General features: G+C 72.4%; 16 protein-coding genes. 3 read left to right on the plus strand and 13 right to left on the minus strand.

What is annotated here, in order from left to right; genetic code table 11:
- Position 1 precedes the first annotated feature (1 nt).
- From J3486_RS04715 to J3486_RS04730, 4 genes are all read right to left on the minus strand, one after another.
- A complete protein-coding gene (locus J3486_RS04715) occupies positions 2-1,042 on the minus strand; it encodes a PhlD (protein WP_207818629.1) in 1,041 nt (346 codons plus the stop codon).
- A gap of 93 nt (positions 1,043-1,135) precedes the next feature.
- Positions 1,136-1,957 (minus strand): helix-turn-helix domain-containing protein, encoded by an 822-nt coding sequence (locus J3486_RS04720; RefSeq protein WP_207818630.1) that lies wholly within the window; start codon positions 1,955-1,957, stop codon positions 1,136-1,138.
- A gap of 455 nt (positions 1,958-2,412) precedes the next feature.
- Positions 2,413-3,606 (minus strand): DUF4032 domain-containing protein, encoded by a 1,194-nt coding sequence (locus J3486_RS04725; protein WP_207818631.1) that lies wholly within the window; start codon positions 3,604-3,606, stop codon positions 2,413-2,415.
- 55 nt (positions 3,607-3,661) lie between these two features.
- Positions 3,662-4,561, minus strand: a complete 900-nt coding sequence (locus tag J3486_RS04730; protein WP_207818632.1) for a Gfo/Idh/MocA family protein — start codon at positions 4,559-4,561, stop codon at positions 3,662-3,664.
- Between the two features lie 169 nt (positions 4,562-4,730).
- Here J3486_RS04730 and J3486_RS04735 point away from each other — a divergent pair, with 169 nt between their 5' ends.
- Both J3486_RS04735 and J3486_RS04740 read left to right on the plus strand, forming a co-directional pair.
- Complete coding sequence (locus J3486_RS04735; RefSeq protein WP_207818633.1) at positions 4,731-6,206, plus strand: MFS transporter; 1,476 nt, start codon at positions 4,731-4,733, stop codon at positions 6,204-6,206.
- 4 nt (positions 6,207-6,210) lie between these two features.
- Positions 6,211-6,795 carry a TetR family transcriptional regulator gene (locus J3486_RS04740; protein ID WP_207818634.1) on the plus strand — a complete coding sequence of 195 codons (585 nt, stop codon included), beginning with the start codon at positions 6,211-6,213 and terminating at the stop codon, positions 6,793-6,795.
- Between the two features lie 29 nt (positions 6,796-6,824).
- On the opposite strand, the gene J3486_RS04745 is transcribed toward J3486_RS04740, so the two are convergent.
- The 7 genes from J3486_RS04745 to J3486_RS04775 form a co-directional block, all read right to left on the minus strand.
- Positions 6,825-8,696 (minus strand): DUF2264 domain-containing protein, encoded by a 1,872-nt coding sequence (locus J3486_RS04745; RefSeq protein ID WP_207818635.1) that lies wholly within the window; start codon positions 8,694-8,696, stop codon positions 6,825-6,827.
- Complete coding sequence (locus tag J3486_RS04750) at positions 8,693-9,673, minus strand: hydroxyacid dehydrogenase (RefSeq protein WP_207818636.1); 981 nt, start codon at positions 9,671-9,673, stop codon at positions 8,693-8,695. Before J3486_RS04750 ends, J3486_RS04745 begins: the two co-directional genes overlap by 4 nt.
- Before the next feature lie 23 nt (positions 9,674-9,696).
- Complete coding sequence (locus J3486_RS04755) at positions 9,697-10,569, minus strand: carbohydrate ABC transporter permease (protein ID WP_207818637.1); 873 nt, start codon at positions 10,567-10,569, stop codon at positions 9,697-9,699.
- Positions 10,566-11,549: a carbohydrate ABC transporter permease gene (locus tag J3486_RS04760; protein WP_207818638.1), complete on the minus strand. Its 984-nt coding sequence runs from the start codon at positions 11,547-11,549 to the stop codon at positions 10,566-10,568. The genes J3486_RS04755 and J3486_RS04760 overlap by 4 nt, the downstream gene beginning before the upstream one ends.
- 31 nt (positions 11,550-11,580) lie before the next feature.
- On the minus strand, positions 11,581-12,945 hold the full coding sequence (locus tag J3486_RS04765) for an ABC transporter substrate-binding protein (protein WP_207818639.1): 1,365 nt from the start codon (positions 12,943-12,945) through the stop codon (positions 11,581-11,583).
- Positions 12,946-13,048: 103 nt separating this feature from the next.
- On the minus strand, positions 13,049-14,185 hold the full coding sequence (locus J3486_RS04770; RefSeq protein ID WP_207818640.1) for a substrate-binding domain-containing protein: 1,137 nt from the start codon (positions 14,183-14,185) through the stop codon (positions 13,049-13,051).
- Between the two features lie 96 nt (positions 14,186-14,281).
- Positions 14,282-14,527, minus strand: a complete 246-nt coding sequence (locus tag J3486_RS04775) for a hypothetical protein (protein ID WP_207818641.1) — start codon at positions 14,525-14,527, stop codon at positions 14,282-14,284.
- Between the two features lie 114 nt (positions 14,528-14,641).
- On the opposite strand from J3486_RS04775, the gene J3486_RS04780 reads away from it, so the two are divergent.
- The gene (locus J3486_RS04780) at positions 14,642-15,385 is read left to right on the plus strand and encodes an MgtC/SapB family protein (protein WP_207818642.1); all 744 of its coding nucleotides are present in this window, start codon (positions 14,642-14,644) and stop codon (positions 15,383-15,385) included.
- Between the two features lie 16 nt (positions 15,386-15,401).
- Here J3486_RS04780 and J3486_RS04785 read toward each other — a convergent pair whose 3' ends face one another.
- Both J3486_RS04785 and J3486_RS04790 read right to left on the minus strand, forming a co-directional pair.
- Positions 15,402-17,147: an ABC transporter ATP-binding protein gene (locus J3486_RS04785; RefSeq protein ID WP_207818643.1), complete on the minus strand. Its 1,746-nt coding sequence runs from the start codon at positions 17,145-17,147 to the stop codon at positions 15,402-15,404.
- Positions 17,144-19,225: an ABC transporter ATP-binding protein gene (locus J3486_RS04790; protein ID WP_229377405.1), complete on the minus strand. Its 2,082-nt coding sequence runs from the start codon at positions 19,223-19,225 to the stop codon at positions 17,144-17,146. Before J3486_RS04790 ends, J3486_RS04785 begins: the two co-directional genes overlap by 4 nt.
- Positions 19,226-19,247 lie beyond the last annotated feature (22 nt).

Raw genomic sequence — 19,247 nt, forward strand, 5'->3', positions numbered from 1 at the left:
GTCAGCCGTGCCAGTGGCCGTGCAGGGCGGCCGTGGTGAATCCGGGCCCGTAGGCGACCATCGTGCCGCGGGCGCCGGGGGACGGCGGCAGGGCGTGGGTGCGTTCGAGGACGCGCAGCACGCTGACGCCGCCGAGGTTGCCCTCCTCGGTGAGCGTGTCCGTGGAGTGCCGTGCGGCGTCCGCGTCGAGGCCGAGCAGGTCGATGGTGTCGGTGATGATGCGGGGGCTGCCCGGGTGGACGACGGCGAAGTCCGAGTGGCGTGTGGCGAGCCAGTCCCGCAGGACCGGGACGACCTCGGTGCTGGAGTTGCGGCCCTGCTTGGTCGCGTCGAAGTGCAGGCCGTCGGACTCGATCCGTCCCGCCAGACGCTCCGCCGTCCCCGGCAGGACGTACTCGAAGCTGTCCTCGATCGCGAACCCGGGGACCAGGGGCTCGTCGCTGAGCACGGCCGCTGCCGCCGAGTCGCCGAACAGCGCCTTGTAGATCATCGACTCGATGCCGGTGTCGCTGTGGTGATAGACGGTCGAGAGGATCTCCGCGGCGACGACCAGCACGGTGCTGCCCGGTCGTGCGGTCACCATCTCGGCCGCCCGGATGAGGGCCTTGGTCCCGCCGGTGCACGCGGCCGACGTGATGGCCAGGCCGCGTGCCGAGGGGCGCATGCCGAGGCCCGTCATGAGGTGGACGTCCAGGTGGGGCACGGCCCAGCCGGTGGAGTGCGTGGTGACGACGCCGTCCAGGTCCGCCGCGGTGAGTCCGGCGGCGGAGAGGGCGTCGGAGGCTGCCTGCAGGCCGAGTTCGAGCGCGTCGGCGAAGTCCGTGCGGACCCGCGCGGCGATCCCGGCCTCCCCGGCGACGCTCGGGTCGCCGAGCGGGCGGCTGAAGTACCGCGTCTGGACGCCGCATCCGGACACGGCGCGCAGCGCCGCGCCGAGACGCGGGTGGCCCGCATGGTGCGAGCGTATGTCGTCGGCTATCTCGGCGGTGGTGATTTTGTGGGCACCGAGGGCGGTTCTGGGACGGGAGACGTGAACGGGCATGTGGGGCTCCCACAGAGACGGAAGGGGGGTGTGTGTGTGGGGGGGGGCCGGTCCAACGTACGTCACCCTCGCCTCGCCCAGAAGAGCCGACGGTCACCCCGCCCGCAGCGCCGGCATCCGTGGATGGGCCTCCCGGGCCCCCGGATGGAAGACGAGAATCATCAGGCGGGCGCCCGGCGTGGTGAGCGGCTGGGCCGCGCACATCGTCGCCCAGCCGGGCCCCAACCGGCGGTGCAGCAAAGGGCGTTCGTCGCCGTCCGGGTGGAGCGCGGCGCCGCCGGCCTCGTAGATCGGGGCGCCGCTCGGATCGGCGAGGACCTCCTTCTCGATCTGGCGGAGCGTGTCGTCGTCGGGCCGGGCGGCCAGCGCCGCGCGCAACTGGGGCATCACCAACGGCGCCCAGGAGCGCCCCCAGTCCGCGAGGACCAACCGCGCCTCCGGGTCCAGGAGCATCCAGCGCATCGTGTTCTCCGGCGGCCGGCCGCTCGGGAACAGATCCACGAACGCCTGGTTCCACGCCAGGAGATCCCACGAGGCGTCGGAGACGTAGGCCATGTGGTGCATCCCGTCCACGGCCTCCTGCCAGATGCCGGGGACGGCCTTGCCCGACGACGGGTACAGCGGTCCCGGCGGATCCTGCAGCAGCGCATACCGGCACAGCAGCGCCCATTCCTGCTCGTTCAGCCCGAACAGCCGGGCCACGTCACGCAGCAGTTCCGAGGGCGGGTTCGGGTAGGTCCCCGACTCCAGCCGGTGATACGTGCCCAGCGTCCGGTGCAACAGCTGGTCCACCTGATGCTGGGAGAGGCCGGGGGCGCGGCGGCCCTGGCCCGTGGGGCGGGAGAAGCCGTGGGACTCGGGGGCTATGAGGGCGCGCCGTTCACGGAGCAGGGCGCGGAGCGCCTTCTTGTTCATGTGGGTAATCCCTCTTCGTACACGCCGAGTTGAGCGTCAGCAGTCTAAATAATCCCATCACCTTTGGTCATAAACATTGCCCGAAGAAAACGATCAGACGGTCCGTCATGATGGATCGTGCGGGGTCGCCCACCTGGCAGTTTCATCGTCTGTGCACACATGGACACGGCGATGCGGCACCTGTGCCGGGCCGCTCGAAAATGGCCGAAATTTCCCGGGCGGAGGGTGACTCACGAGCCTCTGGGCCGACGTGAGGAAGAGTGAGCTGGGCCGGGCCACGTATTTGTTGGATGTGGCCGGAAAATGCGTTGCACTTGACGCACGTCCCGCGCTCTTCACGACCGGCTCCCGAGGTCACTGGCTGCGGTCGGTGCCGTCACTCGCCATTACGTAGCGGCCACGGCACCGGCCGCGCCCGGTCTCCGCCTCGCGCGCGGCGCCCCTCTCACTCCTGCTCACTCCTGCTTCGCGCAGACGTTGCGTACGTAGTCCTCCGCCGCCGCGTCGAGCCCGATGTCGTGCTGCGCCCGCTCGGACAAGTACCAGCGGTGCTCCAGGAGTTCGTGGTACAGCTCGGCAGGATCCATGGGGGCGGGGATGCGGTCGCGCACGGCGCGGACCGTCGGCCGGAACACGTCGCGCACCCAGCGGTGCGCGAGCACCTCGGGGCGCGCGCCCGGTGCGTCGTCCTGGGTGGCCATCCAGCTCTCCAGGTCGTTGAGGAGCCGCCGCGCCTGGTTCTCCTCCGCGTCCAGACCCGTCAGGCGCAGGAGCTGACGCTGATGGTGGCCCGCGTCGACGACCTTGGGGACGAACGTGACCTCGTCGCCGCGCGGGGAGCGGGAGATCTGCATCTCGGCCACGTCGAACCCGAGGTCGTTGAGACGGCGGATGCGCCGCTCCATGTAGTGGTGCTTGCCCGCCGGATAGACCGACGTGCGGGTCAGTTCGCTCCACAGGTTCGTGTAGCGCTGCTCGATCTCCGAACCGAACTCGATCGGGTCGATGGAGGGGTGCAGCGCCCCGGACGCCTCCAGGTCGAGCATCTCGCCGCTGATGTTGACCCGGGCCAGCTCGATGTCGTACTCGCGCTGGCCCCGGCTGAGCTTCGGGTGCAGTTCGCCGGTCTCGGCGTCCACCAGGTACGCGGCGTACGCGCCCGCGTCGCGTCGGAAGAGAGTGTTGGACAGCGAGCAGTCGCCCCACGCGAACCCGGTGAGGTGCAGGCGGACCAGGAGCACCGCGAGGGCGTCCATGAGGCGGTGGACCGTCGACGGCCGCATCGTCGTCTCGAACATCGAGCGGTAGGGCAGCGAACCGCCCAAGTGCCGCGTGATCAGGACCGGTTCGAGCGGGGTGCCGTCCGGCTGCTCGCGGCCGGTGACGACGGCCAGCGGGTCCACCGCGGGTATCCCGAGCCGGTCGAGCGTGCGCAGCATCTCGTACTCGGCCTGCGCCGGGCGCTGCGCCAGCTCCTTCACGGCGACGACCTCGTCACCGGCGCGGGCGTAGCGCACCACGTGGCGGGAGATGCCGCGCGGCAGCGGAACCAGGTACTCCTCGGGCCACTCCTCCAGGGGGATGTGCCAGGGCAGGGCGAGCAGGAGCACGGGGTGCTCGGGGTTGGTGGCGCTGATCTCTAGCGGCATGCGCACAGCGTATTGAGTGCGCACGCCACCAGCGGCGCCGGGTGCGGCCCGTAGGTCAGCCGAGGGAGCGTTCGGCCTCCGTCAGGATCTCCGTCAGGCGCAGGCCGAACCGGGCGTCGCACGGCGCCGGGACACCCGTGCGCACCGATTCCAGGAGCACGTCGACCGCGATCGCCAGCGACTCCTGCGCCGAGCCGCGGCCGGCCGGCAGGGTCGACACCCCGGCCGTGCCCCGCAGTTCGACCGTGACACCGGCGGCGGCCGGGGGAGTGGTCAGACTCAGCGCCGCCGTGCTCGACGCGCCGGAGGCGTGCCGCAGCAGCAGATGCACCGTGTCTCCCGGGCCGCGGCCGGCCGTCACCGACGTCACGTCGCCGAGCAGCGGCAGCAGCACCGACAGGGCGTGCGGGCCCACGTCCCACAGGGCGCCCCGCTCCGCCCGCCACGGAGTCGTCGCACGGACCTCGGCGTCGTCGCCCGGCGTGTACAGCGCCCCGTACCAGTCGGCGCGGCCGGTGAACCAGCCCTCCACCGAGGCCTGTTCGGCGATCCAGGCGGCTGACGCGGGCGAATAGCGCATCGTGCAGAACACCACGGAAGCCACTCGGGCGGCCTCCACGGCGTCGACGACCGCGCGCGCCGCCACCGGTTCCGTGGCCAGAGGTTTGTCGAGCAGGAGATGGCAGCCCGCGGCGGCGGCCCGCGCCGCGAGCGGCGCCTGGACGTCCGGCGGGACGGCGAAGGCCACCGCGTCGCACGCGGCGAACAACGCGTCCGCGTCGTCGTACGCCGTCGTGGCGTGCGCGGCCGCGAGCTCCGCCGCGGCCTGCGGGCGGCGTCCCCAGACGCCGACGAGTTCCGTGTGCTTGTGGTCCGCGAGCGTCGGCGCGTGGGTGCGCCGGGCCCAGGAGCCGGTGCCGACAAGTCCGAGGCGCAGGGCGTCCGTCGAGGTCATGGTCGGCAGTATCACCCGCGCGGGACCGTCCGGTGCGGAGGAAGGGTGGCGACAGGTGAAAGAATCGTGGTGAATACTGATTCACCAGCTGGGTGAATGAGCATTCACCACAATCGTCGGCCTGGCGCCGCACCGCCCGTGCGGCGTCCGCGCACCTCGCAGGAGACCCATGGACCACGTCCCGATACCGACGCTGCCCGAGCAGCCGGCCCGGCCGCACCTGCGGGAGCGGCTCACGATCCCCGTTCTCGCCTTCGGCGGCATCCTGATGGCCGTCATGCAGACCGTCGTCGTGCCGCTCCTGCCCGACCTGCCGCGGCTCACCGGCGCGTCCCCCGCGGCCGTCTCCTGGATGGTCACCGCGACCTTGCTCGCGGGAGCCGTCCTCACCCCCGTGCTCGGCCGGGCCGGCGACATGTACGGGAAGCGGCGCGTCCTGCTCGGCGCGCTCGCCCTGATGACCGCCGGCTCCGTGCTGTGCGCGCTGACCTCCGACATCCGCGTCCTCATCGCGGCCCGCGCACTCCAGGGCGCCGCGGCGGCCGTCGTCCCGCTGTCCATCAGCATCCTGCGCGACGAACTCCCGCCCCATCGCACGGGATCCGCCGTCGCCCTGATGAGCTCGACCGTCGGCATCGGCGCGGCCCTCGGCCTGCCGCTCGCCGCGCTCATCGTCCAGTACGCCAACTGGCACGTGATGTTCTGGGCGACCAGCGCGCTCGGTGCCCTCGGCCTCGCCGCCGCCTGGTGGGCGGTGCGCGAGTCGCCCGTGCGCACCCCCGGCCGCTTCGACGCGCTCGGCACCCTCGGCCTCGCCGCCGGACTCGTCTGTCTGCTGCTCGGCGTCTCGCAGGGCGGTCAGTGGGGCTGGGACAGCGCCCGCATCACCGGCCTCTTCGCGGGCGCCGTGCTGATCCTCGGCCTATGGGCGTGGCAGCAACTGCGCGCCGCAGCACCCCTGGTGGACCTGCGGCTCGCCGTCGACCGGAAGGTCGGCCTGCCGCACATCGCCGCGCTGTTCACCGGCTTCGCGTTCTACGCCAACTCGCTCGTCACCGCGCAGCTCGTGCAGGCGCCCGTGGAGACCGGCTACGGGCTCGGCCTTTCCATCGTCGCGACCGGCCTGGTCATGCTGCCGAGCGGCGTCATCATGCTGGTCTTCTCACCCGTCTCCGCCCGCATCTCCGCGGCCCGCGGCCCCCGGATCACCCTGGCGATCGGCGGTGTCGTCCTCGCGCTCGGCTACGCGATCCGCATCGTCGACAGCACCGACCTGTGGGTGATCATGGTCGGCGCCGCCGTCGTCTCCACCGGTACGACGCTCGCCTACTCGGCCCTGCCCACACTGATCCTGCGCTCCGTCCCGTCCACCGCGACGGCCTCCGCCAACGGGGTCAACGTCCTGATGCGCACGATCGGGCAGTCCGTCTCCAGCGCCGCCGTCGCGGCGATCCTCGTGCACCACACGATGCGGGTGGGCGGCACCGTCGTATCGAGCCTGGACGGCTACCGGCTCGCCTTCGCGACGGCCGGTACGGTCGCTGTGGTGGCAGCCGCCATCGCCCTCTGCGTCCCCTCCGACCGGAAGGGCGAGCGGGCGGGCGCGGCCGCACCGCCCCCGGTGGTGACGACGAAGGGAGCATGAGGCGATGACCACGGCGCAGGTCGGCGAGGAACGGCCGCCCGCGGGCCGGCGGGACGCGGAGGCGAGCAAGGCCGCCATCGTCAGGGCCACCCGCCATCTGCTGGCCCGGCACGCCCACGCCGACATCACGCTCAAGGCCGTCGCCGAACGGGCCGGGGTCAGCCCGCCGCTGATCCTCAAGTACTTCGGGAACAAGGACGCGCTGTTCACCAGCGTCATGGACTTCGAGGCCGACGTCGACGCCCTGCTCGACGCGCCCCTGGAGGAGCTGGGCCGGCACATGGTGCGCAGCGTGCTGGCCGGACAGGCCGAGCGCGGCGCCGACCCGATCCTGCGCATCGTCTTCGCCCCGCTCCACGGCGAACAGGGCGAGATCCTGCGCGCCAACTTCCGTACGCAGGTCAGCGAACGCCTCGCCGCCCGCCTGCCCGGCGCGGACGCGGGCCTGCGGGCGGAACTCGCCGTGTCGGCCGTGGTCGGCCTCGGCGTGATGTACGGGATCGCCCGCGGCCCGCAGGTGCGGGCCGCGGACATCGACGACGTGGTGGAGCGGTACGCCCCGGCCGTCCAGGCGCAGCTGAACGGCTAGGGGTGCCCCCGGCCGTTCAGCCCCTTCTCTCAGTCGCCCTGGACGCTCAGGGTCTCGCCGAAGGTCACGACGGTCCGGAACCCGTCGGACCACCGCACGGTGAGCCCGTCCTCGGTGAGAGTGGTCTCGGCCACCGCGTCGGCGAGCGCCACGTCGTCCTCGGACAGTGCGGCCAGCGCCGCGAGGACCGCCGTCCCCTCGACCTCGGCCGAGAGCCGCGGCATCCGCACCCACGGCTCGTACGCCGTGCCCTGAGGCGCGCGGACCCGGTCCGCCTCGCCCCAGCCGTGCAGCCCGCGCAGCTCCGAGCGCAGCTTCTCCGTCGCCCACCCGGTGAGCGTCGCGCGGGCCCCGTGCGGCGCCCCGGCCACCCGGTGCACCCGCAGCTCGTACGCCCCGCGGGCCACGGTCACGCTCTCCACGAGCAGACCCGGCACCATCGGCGGCCCCGACACGAACACCGGCCGGTACCAGGACGCCGCCCAGCCCCATCCGTCGCCTTGCCCGGCGCCGAGCGGGTGGAGGCGGCGGCGGACACTGGCCACCCCGCCCACCTCGACCGACAGATGGTTGTCCGCCGCGTTCGTGAGGGACGTCGGACCGGTGTGCGTGGAGTAGGCCTGACGGCCGTAGTGCGCGTCGTTCTGGTCCGCGAACTCTCCCTCGTGCGGGCGGACGTGGTCACTGCCGTGGTTGTGCAGCCGCACGATCCCGTCCGCCTGCGTCGACTGGACCAGCAGGCCCGGCGCGGGCAGCGCGAGGACCCGGTCGGGGCCCTCGCTCGGCATGGCCTCCTCAGGCGCCGTCCACAGCGGGTCGTCCTCCGGGGCGAGCAGCGCCACGAACCCCTTCGACGCCCAGTAGGGGGAGGCAGGACCCGAGTAGTGCTGGAGGGTCGCGTCGTGCGGGCCGTGCCAGCCCAGGCTCAGCAGGCCGTCGTCCGTGAGCGCGCCGCGCTCCAGGAAGTAGCGCAGGTTCCCGCTGATGAGGCGGCGCGACGCGCCCGGGGACAGCGGAGTGTGCCCGGTGACCGCGCCCGCGCCGACCGCCGCCGACGCGGCGAACCGGTAGGCGAGCGACCGCCCGAAGTGGATCGGCGCCCCGTCCCCGCCGAACAGCAGCGAGAAGCCTTCCAGGTGCTCGCGCAGTCGCGGGCCGAAGCGGGCCGAGAGCGCCGCGTCGCCCGACAGGTGCGCATGCAGCACCGGGTACAGGTGCAGCGCCCAGCCGTTGTAGTGGTCGAAGGCCCGGCCGTCGCCGTCCGCGTACCAGCCGTCGCCCCGGTACCAGGTCTCCATGAGGTCGAGCGCCCGCTCCATGGCGCGAGCGGTGGCCGCGTCGCCGCGGCCGACCTCCTCCAGGAACGAGGCGACCATGAACGGGAACAGGTACCAGTTGTTCGGCGCCGGCGTGTGGTTGATCGCGCCGCGCAGCCACTTCTCCGCACCGTCCTGCACATCGCCGTCGAGCCTGTCCCACAGCCAGGGCCGCGTCAGCTTCAGGCCGAGCGCCACCGACGCCGACTCCACCATCGGCTGGCCCTGGACATGGTGGTCGAGGATCAGCGGCCACGACTCGGCGTCGTCCCGGCCCGGAGTACGGGTGCCCGCGGCCAGTCCGCGCGCGTACCGCTCCAGCCAGCCGTGCGGATCCTTGCCGTCGGCGCCCGCGACCCGGAAACCGGCCGCCAGGAACGTCCGCGCGTACCCCTCCAGGCCGTCGGAGCGCACGCCCGACCCCGAAGGGCGGCCCGGCAGGTCGAGGAAGGCCCCCTCAGGGGTGGCCCAGCGCCACGCGGCACCGAGCAGACCGTCGGCGACGGCCTCCCAGTGGGCGCGGGTGTAGCCGGTGTGCGGGCTCAGCTCCCGGTCTTCTTCGGGCAGTTCGAACGGGATGGTCATGCGAGGAACGCCAGCCTTTCGCGTCGTACAGGATGGGCGAAACCGTCGCCCGCGGCCCACCGCGCCACCTCGGCCACCGCCGTGTCGGCCAGGCGTTCCCACTCATTGCCCTGGGAACCGGCCAGGTGCGGGGTGATCAGCGCGCCGGAACAGGCCCAGAGCGGATGGTCGGGCGGGAGCACCTCGGGGTCGGTGACGTCGAGGACCGCCCGGATCCTGCCGCCGCACACCGCTTCGGTCAGCGCCTCCTGGTCGACGACGGCGCCGCGCGCCGTGTTGATCAGGACGGCGCCCACGGGCATCGAGTCCATCAGCGCGCGGCTGACGAGCCCGCGCGTGGCCGGAAGCAGCGGGGTGTGCACGCTGAGCACATCGCTGCGGGTGAAGAGTTCGGGCAGCTCCACCCACTCGACGCCGAGTTCGGCGGCCTCGGCGGGGGAGACGTACGGGTCGTACAGCAGCACCTCGAAGTCGAACGGCTTCAGCAGTTCGATCACACGGCGCCCGATCAGGGAGGCCGACAGTATGCCCACCGTGCGGCGGTAGTTGCCGGTGTGGCCCGTCGTGAGCAGCCAGTTGTCGCGCACCCGGGACCGCTGGAAGTCACGGGCCCGCTCCAGGACGTGCTTGCCGTGCAGCAGGATCATCGCGAGGGTGTACTCGGCGACGGGCAGCGCGTTCGCCGCCGCGGCGGAGGACACCGCGAGTCCCCGCTCCCAGCAGGCGTCGGTGACGTGCCCGCGCACCGAACCCGCCGAGTGCACCACTGCCTTGAGGAGCGGCGCCGCAGCCAGGACGTCCGCGTCGAGCCGGGGGCAGCCCCAGCCGGTGACGAGCAGCTCGGCGCCGGCCAGGGCCTCCTTCGCGCGTACGGTCGTCAGGTCGTTCAGGGCGGGGAGCGGAGCCAGGTCGCAGACCTCGGCGAGGGCGGCCAGCGACCGCGGAGTGAAGACGGCCTCCGCGGCCTGGGGGGACATGGCCATCACCACGCGGGGGAGGGTCACTTGACCGCCCCCGCCGTGAGGCCGGCCTTCCAGAACCGCTGGAGGAGGATGAACGCGAGGACGAGGGGGAGCACCGCGAGGAGCGAGCCCATGATCACCACCGGGTAGTACTCGGGAGAGACGGTCGCCTGGCTGTTCCACTGGAACAGACCCAGGCTCACTGGGTACAGCTTCTGGTTGGACAGCATCACCATCGGCAGGAAGAAGTTGTTCCAGATCGCGGTGAGCTGGAAGAGGAAGACCGTGATCAGACCGGGGGCGAGCATCCGCAACGACACGCGTGCGTACGTCGTCAGCTCACCTGCCCCATCGACCCGGGCCGCCTCAAGCACCTCGTTCGGGACGTAGCCCTGGGCGAAGATGCGCCCCAGGTACACACCGAAGGGATTGAACAGGACCGGGATGAACACCGACCAGAAGGTGTTCACGACGCCGGTCTGCGACGCGATGAGATAGAGCGGCAGGGCGAGGACCGTCTGCGGCACCATGACCGCGGCGAGGACCAGCCCGAACAGCTTCTCCTTGTGCCGGAAGTGGTACTTGTCGAAGGCGTAGCCGCACGCGACGGAGATCATCGCGCCGATGGCGCCGCCCAGGACCGCGTACAGCAGGCTGTTGCCGTACCAGCGGCTGTACAGGCCGCCGTCCATCGCGAACAGGTCCTTGACGTTCTGGACCAGCGAGAAGTCGCTGAAGGAGAGGATGCTGCTGCTGAACAGCGCGTCCCGGGACTTCGTCGCGGCCAGCACCAGCCACAGCGCGGGCAGCATCGTGTAGAGCACGGAGATCACGACGACGACGTTGACCGTCGTACGGCCCAGCAGACGCGGGCGCAGGAGCGTCGACCTGCTCATCTCGGCAGTGGTCATCGGGCGTTCTCCTCGGCGGCGTCGACACGGTTGGTCCAGCGGGTGACGCCGTAGGAGACCGCGATCGTGATGATCAGGAGGACCACCGACGCGGCTGCCGCAAGGGAGTAGTTGTTGCGGCTGAACGCGGCGTCGTAGATGTACATGCTCGGCGAGAACCGGGCGTTGACCATCGCGGACGACTGGTGGAGCAGCATCGGCTCGGTGAACAGTTGCAGCGCCCAGATCAGGGTGAACATGGCCACCATCACGATCGAGGACCGCACCAGAGGCGCCTTCACCTGGAGCGCCGTGCGCACCGGGCCGGCGCCGTCGACGACCGACGCCTCCAGGACCTCACGGGGGACCGCCTGCAGGGCCGCGTAGAAGACGACCATGTTGTAGCCGAGGTTCGACCACAGGGCGATGTTCACGATCGAGGGGATCGTGGTGTGCAGCCCCAGGAAGTCGATGGTGATGTCACCCTTGGCGAACACCTCGATGATCGGGCTGATGCCGGGGGTGTACAGGTACAGCCAGATCAGCGCGGCGATGATGCCGGGCACCGCGTGCGGCAGGAAGAGGCCCAACTGGGCCCAGGAGCGCAGCCGTACGACGCCCGAGTCGAGGAGCAGCGCGAGCGCCAGCGAACCGATCACCATCAGCGGGATGTAGATCAGGCAGTACAGGCCGACGGTGCCGAGGCCGGACAGGAACGACGGGTCGGTCAGGACGGCCGCGTAGCTGCGCAGCCCCACGAAGACCGTGCGCTCAGGGCCGAAGCCGAGCCCCGGCTGGTCGTCGCTGAAGAAGCTCAGCCACACCGCCGTGCCCACCGGGATCAGGAAGACGAGGGTGAGCAGGAGGAAGAAGGGGGCCATCAGGACACCCGCGGCGCCGCCCCGCCGTCGCCCCGCCGCACGCTGTGCCCTGCGCCCTGAGGCCTCCTGGTCGCGCGAGGGCGCGGACGCCGCCGCGGGGGCATGAGTGGTCGCGGTCATGAGAGTCACCTGCCTTTCGGAGTGCGGGCGTTCACGTGGAGTGCTGGGTGGTCTTGAGGCCGAGGGCCTTCAGGTCGGGCATCGTGCCGTCCTGCGTGGCGCGCATCGACGACTCGAGCGTTCCCGAGCCGGCCGCGGCGCGGGTGAAGGCGTCCTGCATGACCTGCCCGGTGGCGGTCATCCGCGGGCCCCACACCCAGCCGTCGCGGATCTTGTGGGCCTCCTGCTCGAAGAGGGTGTAGATGTCCTGGCCGCCGTAGTAGGCCCGGTCGAAGGCGGCCCGGCCGACGGGGATCAGCTCGGAGACGGCCGGGTACTGGCTGCTCGCGCCGCTGGAGAGGCGGGCCTTGAGCGAGTTCGGGTGGGAGACCTGCCACTCGATGAACTCCATGGCGGCCTCGGGGTGCCTGCTGTCCTTCGTGATGGCGAAGGTCGAGCCGCCGTTCGTGCCCAGCGAGGGCCTGGCCGGGTCCCACTGGGGCTGCGGGGCGATGCGCCACAGGCCCTTCTGCTCGGGGCGTGCGTTCATCTGCGCGCCCGCGTCCCAGGCGCCGCTGTGCCGGGTCAGCACCAGACCGTTGCCGATCTGGGCGTCGTTGGCGCGGCTGGCCGGGGCGTTGGCGTACACGAGGTCGTCGTCGAGGAAGCGCTGCCAGTACGCCGAGACGCGCCGGGTCGGTGCGTCGTTCAGCGACACGTTCCAGGCGCCCTTCGACGTGTCGAACCACTGGGCGCCGGCCTGCCAGCAGAACCCGGAGTACAGGCCGATGTCGAGGGAGAAGATGCACGCCTTGCGCCTGCCGCCGGTGCGCTGGACCGCGCGGGCCAGGTCCGCGTACTCGTCCCAGGTGGTGGGCACGTCGAAGCCGTACTTGTCGAAGAGGTCCTTGCGGTAGTGCAGGACCATCGGTTCGACGTCGAGCGGCACGCTGTAGGTGCGCCCCTCGAAGGTGGTCAGGCCGAGCGCCTGCGGCAGGAGCTTCTTGCGGAGCTTGTCGCTGATCAGCGAGGTGATGTCACGGGCGACGCCATCGATCGCGAACCCCGGGACCTGCGGGTACTCGAGGGTGGCGACATCCGGTGCGTTGCCCGCCCGCGCCGCGTTGCTCAGCTTCAGGTAGCCGCCCGCCGTGCCGGAGGGTATCTGCTCGAAAGCGACCTGGATGTGATCGTGCGTCTTGTTGAACTCGTCCACCACTTCCTGGCTGCCGCGCAACGCGGACCAGAACGTGATGGTGGTCTTGCCTTTGCTGCTGGTCTTGCTGCTGGTCTTGCTGCTGCTCTGCGACGACGCGCTGTCCGATCCGCTGCAGGCGCCAAGGGCGCCCGTCAGCGGCAGCGCGGTGATCGCGGCGAGGACAGACCGACGGCTCTGACGGCTCTGTCGACCAGGCATGGGCGCCTCCCGCGGCTCCTGCGTGTTCGAGTCACGGGAATCCTGATCGGCTGAGCGGTCACGGTCAATAGATCGATCAGAAGAAAATTAAACGGTCAAACGCTCACTTCGAGACGTGAGTTGCGTCCGTGACCTCGGTGGCGAGCGAGGGCGGCTGCGTGGAGCCCCGGACGTTGAGCTCCGGCAGCACCTCCAAGCGCCGTGCCGGACCGGACGAGACACCCCTTTCCAGACGGCGCAGCAGCAGCTCGGCCGCCGCCCGGCCGATCTCCGCCTTGGGGGGTGAGACGGCCGTCAGTGGCGTGCTGCCGAGTCCGGCGACCACGTCGTCGTACGCGATCGCCGAACAGTCCTCGGGCACCCGCACCCCGCTGTCGCGCAGCTTCTGTACGAGCATCAGCGCGTCCACGTCGCCGTGCAGCAATGCCGCCGTCGCCCCCAACTCGCCCAGCAGGCTGGTGAGTTCGGCCGGTGGCTCGGCGTTGGCCGGCGCGGGGGTGGGGGTCGCCGCGGGGGAGCTGAGGGTGATCGCCCAGCTGTCGATGTCCGGGTGCGCGGCCGCGATCTCGGTGAACGCCGAGCGCAGGGCGCGCGCGGTGGGGCTGTCGTCGCGCGCCGCGAGGACGATGCGCCGGTGGCCGAGCCCGGTGAGGTGGTCCAGCGCGAGGTGCACGCCGAACCAGTGATCCGTGCACACCGTGTCCATGGCGTGCAGCGCGCTGCCGCTGCGAGGCCTGCGCTCCATCAGGACCGCGGGCACGTCGAGCCGGGACAGCCAGGTGTAGTCGGCCTCCTCCGTGGCCCGGCTGCGCCAGCGCGGGGCGATCAGCAGCCCCCGCGCCCCGTCCGCGAGCGCCCGCTCCACGATCGGTTTTTCGGCTCCCGCGATCGGTGGCGCGATATGCAGGCCGATCCGGATGCCAGCCTCCTCGAACGTGGTCCGGGCACCGTGCAGCATCTCGTACAGATAGGCGTGCCGCTCGGGCACCACCACCGCGACCGGGCCGCCGTCGGGCAGCGGCTCCGGCGGCGGCGCCGCCCGCTCGGTCTCGGGCAGCACCGGGCGCGCCACCCCGTGGCCGCGCCGCAGCTTGCCCTCCCTGGCCAGCTCTTCCACGTCACGGCGGAGCGTCACCACCGACACCGCGAGCTCCGCCGCGAGATCGCTGACCCGGGTCGCGCCGCGCGACTGCACCACGGCGAGAATCCGCTGCCGCCTGAGATCGACCGGTTCGCGCATGCTGGTGGCCCCCTCGCAACCGCTGTTCGTTTGAGCGCTTTGCTGAACGCTTCGGCGGCAGCATAACCACGCGGTCCGGTCCCCGTCCCGCCCTCGTCACGGTGACGGTTCGAGCCCCAAGTCGTAGATCCGCTCCAGCAACCACTCCTCGTTCCCCGCCAGGCCCGCCCTGTGCAACGCCTCGTCGGCCTCCGCGATCGGCACGGCGAGGACGGACACCGTGCCCGGTGGCTCGTCACCGCAGAGCGCGGCGCGCGCTGTGTGCAACAGCCGCAGACACGCCTGCGCCGCCGCCAACTCGTGATTCGTCGTCCGCCGTCCGAAGTCCTTGGTCCCATGCATGCCCCCACTCTTGCGCACGGGTCTGACAATCCATCGCCAATGGGGCGGCGTTAGGCTCGTGTGCACCCGGAACACCACCTGAACCACCTGTCGGTGAGAAGGAGGGACGCGCCCTTGTCATCGCTCGCACTGCCCCTGTTCGACCCCGCGGCGGGACAAGGCGCCCGCCAGTTCGCCGAGTTGGGGTTCGCCCTGGTCCTGTCGACCCTGATCGGCGCCGAGCGCGCCGTGCAGCAGAAGAGCGCGGGCCTGCGCACCCACACGCTCGTCGGCGTGGGCAGCGCCCTGTTCATGGAGGTGTCCCAGCACGGCTTCAACTCCCTGCTGGGCATGGAGGGCGTGGCCTTCGACCCGTCCCGCGTCGCCGCGCAGATCGTGTCCGGCATCGGGTTCATCGGCGGCGGACTGATCTTCGTGCGCCGCGACGCCGTCCGCGGACTCACGACGGCCGCGACGGTCTGGCTGACCTGCGCCATAGGGATGGCCTGCGGCGGCGGCCTGCCGCTGCTCGCGATCGCCGCGACCGCCTGCCACTTCCTCGTCGTGCGCGGCTACCCCTGGCTCAGCCGCCACATCCCCGCCCTGGCCACGGAGCGGCGCACCGGACTGCATCTCGCGTACGTCGTCGGGGGCAGCGTCCTGACCCGGGTCCTGGAGGAGTGCACCAGCCGCGGTTTCCGCGTCCTGGAACTGCGCACGGACCGCACCGACTGGGAGCAGGGCCCCGGCCGGCGCGGCGCCATGGCCGTACGGATGGAGATCGAGGGCGCGGCGGAAGTGCCCGAACTCGTCGCGGTACTGGCCGAGTTCGACGGGGTACTCGACGTCGCGTCGCTCCAGGCCGCGTCCGACGAGTAGCCGCCGCCGTGCGCGGTCAGGGCGCGCCGTGCCACGACCGCCACAGCGCGGCGTACGCCCCGTCCGCCGCCACCAGCTCGTCGTGCGGGCCGAGTTCGGTGAGCCGGCCGTCCTCCATCACCGCGACCCGGTCCGCGTCGTGGGCCGTGTGCAGCCGGTGCGCGACCGCGATCACCGTCCGGCCGCGCAGCACCGCGGCCAGCGCGCGCTCCGTGTGCCGCGCGGTGGCCGGATCGAGCAGGGCCGTCGCCTCGTCCAGTACGACCGTGTGCGGGTCGGCCAACACCACGCGGGCGAGAGCGAGTTGCTGCGCCTGCGGGCCGTCGGGACGCAGGCCGCCCGCGCCGAGCTCGGTGTCCAGACCGTCGGGGAGCGTGTCCGCCCACTGCGCGCCGACCGCGGCCAGCGCGTCCCGCAGCCGGTCGTCGTCCGCGTCCGGCGCTGCGATCCGCAGATTGTCGCGGACCGAGCCGAGGAAGACGTGGTGCTCCTGCGTGACGAGCACGATGTGGCGGCGCAGCTCCTCCGGCGCCAGCGCGGTGACGGGGGCGCCGCCCACCGTCACGCTCCCGGCGCGCGGCACGTCGATCCCCGCGAGCAGCTTGCTCAGCGTGGTCTTGCCCGCGCCCGAGGGCCCGACCAGCGCCAGCCGCTCGCCGGGCCGCACGGTCAGATCCACGCCCCGGACCACGTCGGCGCCGCCCTCGTACGCGTAGTGCACCCCGCGCAGCTCGATCGCATCGCCGACCGGGGCGAGGCCGTCGCGGGGCGCCGTGCGCGCGGCCCCGGCGATGCCCTCGACGCGGGCGAACGAGGCGCCGCTGCTCTGCAGTTGTTCCACCCAGAACAGGACCGTGTCCAGCGGACCCGACAACTGCCGCAGATACAGGGCGCAGGTGACGATCGCGCCGAGCGTGAGCACCCCGTGCGTGTGCAGGGCACCGCCCACCAGGAGGACGGCGGCGACCGGGACGGCGTAGGAGAAGTCCACCGAGGGGAACAGGACCGAGCGCAGGGACAGGGTGCGCATCCGGGCGGCGTAGCTGTGCCGCACGGCCTCCTCGGACGCCTCGGTCCGCCGCGCCTGGAGACTGAACGCCTCCACGGTCCTGGCGCCCGTCGCCGTCGCCGCGAACTGTTCCGCCAGGTGGGAGTCGGCCTCGCCCTGTGCCAGGTACGCGGTGCGGGCCCGACGCAGATACCAGCGCACCGCCACCGGGATCCCCACGAGACCGAGCAGTGCGACCGCGCCGAGCAGCGGCGACACCACCCAGACCGCGCCGACCAGGAACAGGGCCTGGGCCAGCGACACGAACACGTCCGGGCCCGCGTCGCGCAGCGCGGACGCCACGGCCCCGATGTCGTTGGTGCCGCGGTTGGTGAGATCGCCCGGGCCCACGCGGTCCACCACGGAGGCGGGCAGCGACAGCGCCCGGTCGACGAACCGGTCCCGGATCCGGGCCGCGGTCCGTTCACCGAACCGGTGCCCCACCAGGCGGGCCCAGCGCGCGCACAGTAGTTGGGCCACGGCGAAACAGAGGATCAGCAGCGCGGCGCGGTCGATGTGCCCGACCGAGGCGCCCGCGCGCACGTCGTCGATGATCCGGCCGAGCAGCCACGGGCCGACCGATCCGGCGCCCGCCGCGCAACAAGTGAGCAGCAGCACGCCCGCGAACGCCCGCCGGTCCGCACGGATCATCTCCACGGCGGCGCGCCGCACGGCGGTGCGATCGGCGACGGGCAGGGACGAGGAGGAGCTCATGCGGGGTCTCCTGGAGCGGTGCGGGCGCCCGTGCCGGGCGGCTCGGCGAGCGGGGACGATGACGGGGGAGCGGAGTGACCGGATCCCGCCCCGGGCTCGGGCTCGGCTTTGCGCAGCCGCAGGCCGGAGGATTCGGGGTCCGGCGCCTCGACACCGGCGTCGGCGAGCGGGGGCTTGCGCGACGCGGCGGCCGCGACGACCGGGGCCGCGGCCCGGTCCGGGCGTCGCTCGGGCCCGTTGCTCACGGAGGCACCGGTCGCTGCTCCCCGTGGAGCCGGCCCGGCTCCGGCCGTGCTCCCGCCGACCGTCACCGCGTGCGTGGCTCCGGCCTCGGCCTCCTCGGTCGCCTCCTGCGAACCGCGCGCCACCAGCGCCCGGTACGCACCGTCCGACGCGAGCAGTTCTCGATGGGGCCCCGACGCCCTGACCACTCCGTCGACCAGGAAGTACACGACGTCCGCCCGGTCGAGCAGCAGCGGTGACGTGCCGGTGACCAGGGTGGTGCGGCCCTGACGGGCCGTGCGCAGACGGTCGGCGGCGCGGGCCTCCGTGTGGGCGTCCAGCGCGGACGTGGGCTCGACGGCCAGGAGTATCTCCGGGTCGGCGAGCAACGCGCGGGCCAGCCTGACCCGTTGCCGCTGGCCGCCGGAGAGATTGCGGCCCTGCGCCAGGAGTTCGGCCTCCGCGCCGCCGGGCAGGCCTGCGATCACGTCGTCCGCGGCCGCGGCGTGCAGCGCCCGCGCCACCGCCGCGTCGTCCGGAGCGTGCCGGCCCGCGACGGTCCGCCGCACGGTGCCCGTGAACAGGTCCGCCTCGTGGTCGGCGACCAGCACCCGGCTCCGTACGGCGCCCGACTCGACCGTGTCCAGGGGCAGACCACCCCAGGTCGCCGCCGAGGGCGCGAACCCGCCCAGCCGGTCCACGACGGCGGTCGCGTCCCCGGGACGGCCCGTGACCAGCGCCGTCAGCAGCCCCGGAGCCACCGTCACCCCGGACAGCGGATCGTGCAGCGGCGCGCCCCGCGGCGGCCCCGGCACACGGGAGACACGGTGCTCGTCCGACTCCGGGCGCAGGGTCAGCAGGCGTAGTACGCGCCGCGCGGCGACCAGCCCGCGCCCCAGGTCGTAGCCGCCCTCGATGAACGCCTCCACCGGCACCACCAGCATCGCCACGTATCCGTAGACCGCCACCAGCTCACCCACGGACAGCTCCCCCTGGGCCGTCCGGCGCGCGGCGAGCCACGTGACGCAGGCCAGGAACAGTGCGGGCAGGCCGATCGCGAGGGCCTGGATCCAGCTGATCACCCGGGCGACCCGATACCCCTCGTCGCGCAGCCGCGCCGTGTCGCGGTGCAGGCGGCGCGCGTACACGTCCTTGCCGCCGAGCCCGGCGAGCACCCCGAGCCCGCCGACGAGATCGGCGAGCCGCGCGGCCAGAGTCCCCTGCTGCTCGCGGTAGCCCGACTCGACGCCCTGCAACCGGGTCAGCAGCGGCCCGAGGCAGCCGACGAGCAGCGGGACGCCGAGCAGGATCACCGCCGCGAGCAGCCCCGAGATCGACAGCAGCAGCCCGGCCACCACCACGTAGGCCACCACCGCGCCCACGCCGGGGCCCGCCATCGTCAGCGTCTGGCTGATCACCTGGACGTCGCCGACGCCGATGGTGACGACCTCTCCCGCCGCGACCCGCCGCGGCAGCGTGGCTCCGAGCCGCGTGGTGTGCCGGGTGAGGAGCCGGGTCGTGCGGTACGTCGCGTCGAGCCTGACCCGCGTCATGGTGCGGTGCCGCATGATGGCCAGCCAGGCGTTGACCGCGCCCGCCGCGAGCAGCGCACCGCACCAGCCGTACAGGGCCCCGGAGTCGCCGCCCTGCAGTCCGTCGTCGATCGCGTGCGACAGGACGTACGGGGGAAGGGTGAGCCCCACCATCCAGGCGCTGCCCAGCAGCGCGCCCGCCGCGACCCGCCCGCGCTGGCGCGTCACCAGCCACCACAGGTAGCGCAGCGGGCCGCGCAGGTCGGGTTCGCCGGGGTCGCTTCCGGCCGGACCGTGCGGCAACTCGGTGTAGGGCTCACTCATGCCCGAACCCTATGAGGAGCGC

It is taken from the genome of Streptomyces sp. VRA16 Mangrove soil (assembly GCF_017377775.1).
Taxonomy (GTDB): Bacteria; Actinomycetota; Actinomycetes; order Streptomycetales; family Streptomycetaceae; genus Streptomyces.

Excerpts from the sequence above, each read along its gene's own strand:
- J3486_RS04730 (WP_207818632.1), bottom strand. The coding sequence starts at position 4,561 with ATGACCTCGACGGACGCCCTGCGCCTCGGACTTGTCGGCACCGGCTCC.
- J3486_RS04765 (WP_207818639.1), bottom strand. The coding sequence starts at position 12,945 with ATGCCTGGTCGACAGAGCCGTCAGAGCCGTCGGTCTGTCCTCGCCGCG.
- J3486_RS04770 (WP_207818640.1), bottom strand. The coding sequence starts at position 14,185 with ATGCGCGAACCGGTCGATCTCAGGCGGCAGCGGATTCTCGCCGTGGTG.
- J3486_RS04790 (WP_229377405.1), bottom strand. The coding sequence starts at position 19,225 with ATGAGTGAGCCCTACACCGAGTTGCCGCACGGTCCGGCCGGAAGCGAC.
- J3486_RS04755 (WP_207818637.1), bottom strand. The coding sequence starts at position 10,569 with ATGACCACTGCCGAGATGAGCAGGTCGACGCTCCTGCGCCCGCGTCTG.
- J3486_RS04740 (WP_207818634.1), top strand. The coding sequence starts at position 6,211 with ATGACCACGGCGCAGGTCGGCGAGGAACGGCCGCCCGCGGGCCGGCGG.
- J3486_RS04785 (WP_207818643.1), bottom strand. The coding sequence starts at position 17,147 with ATGAGCTCCTCCTCGTCCCTGCCCGTCGCCGATCGCACCGCCGTGCGG.
- J3486_RS04735 (WP_207818633.1), top strand. The coding sequence starts at position 4,731 with ATGGACCACGTCCCGATACCGACGCTGCCCGAGCAGCCGGCCCGGCCG.
- J3486_RS04715 (WP_207818629.1), bottom strand. The coding sequence starts at position 1,042 with ATGCCCGTTCACGTCTCCCGTCCCAGAACCGCCCTCGGTGCCCACAAA.
- J3486_RS04725 (WP_207818631.1), bottom strand. The coding sequence starts at position 3,606 with ATGCCGCTAGAGATCAGCGCCACCAACCCCGAGCACCCCGTGCTCCTG.
- J3486_RS04760 (WP_207818638.1), bottom strand. The coding sequence starts at position 11,549 with ATGACCGCGACCACTCATGCCCCCGCGGCGGCGTCCGCGCCCTCGCGC.
- J3486_RS04775 (WP_207818641.1), bottom strand. The coding sequence starts at position 14,527 with ATGCATGGGACCAAGGACTTCGGACGGCGGACGACGAATCACGAGTTG.
- J3486_RS04745 (WP_207818635.1), bottom strand. The coding sequence starts at position 8,696 with ATGACCATCCCGTTCGAACTGCCCGAAGAAGACCGGGAGCTGAGCCCG.
- J3486_RS04720 (WP_207818630.1), bottom strand. The coding sequence starts at position 1,957 with ATGAACAAGAAGGCGCTCCGCGCCCTGCTCCGTGAACGGCGCGCCCTC.
- J3486_RS04750 (WP_207818636.1), bottom strand. The coding sequence starts at position 9,673 with ATGTCCCCCCAGGCCGCGGAGGCCGTCTTCACTCCGCGGTCGCTGGCC.